The organism is Chitinophaga sp., from assembly GCF_036569185.1.
GTDB lineage: Bacteria > Bacteroidota > Bacteroidia > Chitinophagales > Chitinophagaceae > Chitinophaga.
Genome location: NZ_DATCRD010000207.1, coordinates 1 through 4,547 on the forward strand (window position 1 = coordinate 1; position 4,547 = coordinate 4,547).

5 protein-coding genes and 1 tRNA gene are annotated in these 4,547 nt (G+C 44.8%); 2 read left to right on the top strand and 4 right to left on the bottom strand.

The window, feature by feature from the left end; translation table 11 throughout:
* The first annotated feature begins 356 nt into the window (after positions 1–356).
* Positions 357–440 (top strand) — tRNA-Leu (locus tag VIM72_RS15685).
* A gap of 150 nt (positions 441–590) precedes the next feature.
* Here the strand turns inward: VIM72_RS15685 and VIM72_RS15690 are convergent.
* From VIM72_RS15690 to VIM72_RS15705, 4 genes are all read right to left on the bottom strand, one after another.
* On the bottom strand, positions 591–1,334 hold the full coding sequence (locus tag VIM72_RS15690; RefSeq protein ID WP_332003771.1) for a pirin family protein: 744 nt from the start codon (positions 1,332–1,334) through the stop codon (positions 591–593).
* A gap of 52 nt (positions 1,335–1,386) precedes the next feature.
* Positions 1,387–1,983, bottom strand: a complete 597-nt coding sequence (locus tag VIM72_RS15695) for an isochorismatase family protein (protein WP_332003772.1) — start codon at positions 1,981–1,983, stop codon at positions 1,387–1,389.
* A 163-nt stretch (positions 1,984–2,146) separates the two neighbouring features.
* Positions 2,147–2,725 carry a Crp/Fnr family transcriptional regulator gene (locus VIM72_RS15700; RefSeq protein ID WP_332003773.1) on the bottom strand — a complete coding sequence of 193 codons (579 nt, stop codon included), beginning with the start codon at positions 2,723–2,725 and terminating at the stop codon, positions 2,147–2,149.
* Positions 2,726–3,020: 295 nt separating this feature from the next.
* A complete protein-coding gene (locus VIM72_RS15705) occupies positions 3,021–3,887 on the bottom strand; it encodes an alpha/beta hydrolase (RefSeq protein ID WP_332003774.1) in 867 nt (288 codons plus the stop codon).
* 351 nt (positions 3,888–4,238) lie between these two features.
* Between VIM72_RS15705 and VIM72_RS15710 the strand changes: the two genes are divergently transcribed.
* The coding region (locus VIM72_RS15710; RefSeq protein ID WP_332003775.1) for a hypothetical protein at positions 4,239–4,547 on the top strand (309 nt) is incomplete at its 3' end.

Genomic DNA, 4,547 nt, shown 5'->3' on the forward strand with positions numbered 1-4,547 from the left:
GGCAGCTATACCAAAAAATTCCCTGCCGGCGAATACCAGGTGCCTTGTGCGCTGATCATTGGGCAGCGTAAGGAATCAACGGATCTGAAGACGAGCCTGAATGATACGCTAAGAGCGTTTAACGTAGCAGTGTAGTTGTTAGCCTTTGATGGCTGATTGAAAGATATTTTTAGTGACAGCATAAAATTTTTCCGCTGGTGAATGTGATGTGATAGATCATGAAGCGGGAAAGAAAAAAATTGTGAAAGGATGAAATATAAGCGGGGTGGGCATTTCAATTTTTTTGTAGATTTTTTGTTTCAAAAAATTTGGAAGTTTTAAAAAAGTGCCTACCTTTGCCATCCCTTAACACGGTTGCCCAGATGGCGAAATTGGTAGACGCACTGTGTTCAGGTCGCAGCGTTCGCAAGGACGTGCTGGTTCGAATCCAGTTCTGGGCACTTGAAAGGTTAAAACCCGCGCTAGTCGCGGGTTTTGCTATTTAGGTAAAATCCGGATCAGAGATACAGATCAAGTTGAATTCTTGGGGGATTTGGGATCAAATTGAAAAGTTGGGGGATCTGTGTGTGACCAAAAACTTCTCCGTTGCCTTAAATAAGGTTTCCTTTATTGCCGCTGTACATGCCCTCTTTAAAAATCGGTGCATTTTCATCGGTGAGAAAAAGCACCAGTTCAGCGCCCTGGGTTGACTGAATAGAAATGACCTCATTTTTCAGGACCATGGCTTCCTTTTTATTGAGTACTATATTTCCATTTATCTTAATAGTGCCCTGGTATACATACAGCAATATAGTAAGCTCTTCTCCGGGCAGCCCGGGTAAAGCCAACGTTTCGCCGCCGGACAATTTTGCGTCGTATAGCCAGGTCTGGCTACTGAAGCGAAAAACAGTCCGGGATGTAGGGGACGCCAGCAGGCGCCATTGGTTTTCGCTGTCGTGTTGCTGGAGATCCTGGAAGATCACTTCTGGTTCCAGGTCTTTTTCGCCGGGCCTTATAAAGATCTGCAGACCTTCGAAGGGTTCGGTCTGGCCATCGATAAACTCTTCATGATAAAAGCGTTTTCCGGCTTTCATCAGCATCAGGCGTTTACCTCCAACGGTATCTTTATAATTCTCGGAGTCAATATGCTCTGCCTTTCCTGACCTGAAGTAAGAAAGGATTTCGTCGTTAATATGCGGGTGCATGGCAATGTGCTGTCTGCCATGTACAACAGCATGGTCTATACGGCCAATGCTTCCTATGCCGGAATCATGGCCGGCCAGGGTGAGGCCAGGATAGAGGATCTGGATAGGCCCATGGTTTTTAAAGGCTTCACGTGTTATTTTATGTAACATATCAGGATGGTATTAAAGCAGTGCCTGTATTACAGGCACTGCTGTTCCCGGATTATTTAAATAATTGGGAGTAAATTTCTTCGAAAAGAATAGGTTTTACCTTTTCACCTTCGGGCGTAGCCCAGCTATGCACCAGTTCTGATATAAACTGACTGATAGTGGTTGTACGTACGCCGTGGCTTTCCCAGGTGTGTCTGGCCACATCCTCTGCAATCTGGCTTGGTGCGCCTCCTCCATCAATCACAACCTGCACATCAAAACCTTCTTCTACCATGGAAATGGAGGGCCAAACGATACACACGTCATTGGTGAGGCCGGCCATTACTATATTTTTTCTTCCATCTGCTGCTTTCAGCACAGCTGCCCTGAACGCTTCATCTTCCCATGCATTGGTAATACCCTGCCTTTTCACACGGCCGGCGAACTGTTGAGGTAAAATTTCCTTCATATCTTTCAGCAGCGGTCCCTGTGCCAAGTCTTCCTGGCTCGAAGTCAGCACAACCGGGATATTCAGATCTCTGGCTACCCTGGCCAGGGTGCGGGCGCGGGATATGATCTCTTCATGGGGCCTGTTGGCAGAGAAATTAATGGTGCCTTCCTGGTGATCGATCAGTAACATTACTGTATCTTCAATTTTAAACTTCTTCATGATTTTCATTTTTTGCTTTTACATAATCTTTGAAAACGTGCTGTTTTCTTTGAATTGATAAAGCAAAATTACATTGGATGAAGAGCCTGAAACGATGACAAATGTCACAATCGGATGATGATAATAAGTATCGCAGGAAATTGAAGGTAGCGGATAAAAGAAATTAACGGGAGGACGGTCTCCTTATTCTGCTGAGTGTTTCTCTGGCTATTCCCAGGTAGGAGGCTATCTGGTGCTGTGGGAACCGTTGGACGATCTGGGGATATAAACGTTCAAAATTTTCATAGCGTTTCACGGCGTTGAGGCTGATGGTATCATCCACCCGCTTTTGGAAGGCGATATGATTGTTTTCGCTCATCTGCCAGAACATGGATTGTATAGCAGGAATTGTTAAAATAACGTCGAGCTTTGCCCGGGGTAAGATCAATACTTCTGCGTCCTCCCAGGCTTCGATAAAATACGCGGATGGGGTCTGATTAATGTAGCTTTGGCGATCCACTATCCACCAGTTTTCAATAGCTAACTGAAGTATATGCTCCATGCCGCTGTCATCAACGCTGTATTGACGGAAGGCTCCTTTCAAAATAAAGCCGGTATATAAGCAAACTTTTCCTTCCTCGGAGAAGTACTGTTTTTTACTAAGTCTTTTAAGCTCAAATGCAGATCTGATGATGTCTTTTTCACCGTCTGCAATCCCTGCCCTGGCATAACGTTCTATATAGTTAAAAAGCGGCTCGTACATTTTAACAGATCATAAAAGTAAAATACCCCGTTTTGCCGGGGTCATCAACCCTCCAAAGATAAGTTTTTCCCGCTTGTCGTGGTTGACAATGCAGTAAAAAGGCTGGTTGAAGCGGACCATTCCTGCAGACTCCAGTGCTGTGATGCCGATCTTATGAAGATAAATGTCATCTCAGTTTCTCTGACATCGCTAAACATCCCGCTGTTGGCGCTGTTAAGCTCCAACACAGCGTATCCCGCCACCAGTAACTGGCAGGGGATACGCCACCTATGAGCACATACTTATATTTTTGTTGTTATTTTACTGCTTTTCGCGACAGGAAGTCACTGATGATCGCAGCAATCTCATTACCATAGCTTTCCAGGGCAAAGTGACCGGTCTCGAACAAATGAAATTCCAGGTTCTTCAGGTCTTTTTTGAATGCTTCGGCTCCTGAGCCGGGGAAGATATAGTCGTTCTTGCCGTAAACAATCAGCGTTTGGGGCTGATGGTCCCTGAAATATTGCTGCCATTTGGGATAAAGCGTCACATTGTTCTGGTAGTCGTAGAACAGGGCCAGCTGGATGGCGTCATTTTCAGGTCTTTCCAGGTGCCTCAGATCTATTTCCCAGTTGTCAGGAGATATCAGGCTGGCATCGGGTACATTATGGGTATACTGCCATTTCAGACCGTCGGGGCTATGGAAGCCGCGGAGCGTATTTTCTGCTTCCTTGTTATTCCTGTCCTTCCAGTAGGCTTTGATGGGGTCCCAAAAAGTTTCAAGACCTTCCTCATAGGCACATCCATTCTGGATAATCAGCGAATCGATCTTTTCGGGACTGGCGGTGGCGATACGGAAACCTACCGGAGCACCGTAATCCATCAGGTACAGGCTGTATTTCCGGACATCCAGTTTCTCAAGCAGGGCGGTAATGATCTTTGCAAAGTTGTCGAATGTGTATTCAAATTCGCTCATCGGCGGTTGCCCGCTTCTGCCATAGCCCGGATAGTCCGGAGCGATGAGGTGGTATTTGTCTGACAGGTCTCTGATTAAGTTCCTGTACATGTGAGACGAAGTGGGGTAGCCATGTAATAATACAAGGGTTGGGTTCTTTTTATTACCTGCTTCGCGATAGAAGATTTCGACGCCATTGATCTTAATGGTATTAAATGTTGTTTTCATGATCTATAATTTATCGTTGAATGATTGATTATTTTATGATGACACAAAGATGCCGCGATAAGCGCTGGCTGTGTTAGGCATGGTTTCCCGGAGAGTTAACGTTTTTTCCCTTTATAGCATCAAAACAGGAGGCAACAAACTAATCACCATCAATGGCACAAGAAACTGTTATTGAACACGTCCCGGGTCAAAATGGTTCCATATCCCGGTTTATGCGTTACCGGCTATTGACATGCAGCAAACGCCATTTCAAATAACAAAGTTTTAAAGGCAAGTGTGTCAGGATAGTTTTGCTCATGATTTCGGATTAAATAACGCAATCAGCAATTGACACATTTAAAAACATTTAAAATGAAAAAAGAAACATTAATGCAGGTATTTGGAATACTGCTTATTACGTTGATGACTGCATGTTCCAAGCCATCTTATTTTGGAACCACCTATCCACCCACTTCAAATGTTGACGTATATCTCGACAAGGCTGACATCAGAAAGCAATATACCACCATGGGTTCTACTACCCTTGCGAAAGGATTTGGTTCAGTAGAAGCCACTCAGCAAAAGGTGATAGAAATGGGAAAAGCCAAAGGAGCAGATGGCGTAATTATGACGCTCACAGAAGATGTGGTCGTTACCCAGCAAAATGGCACAGCCATTGCA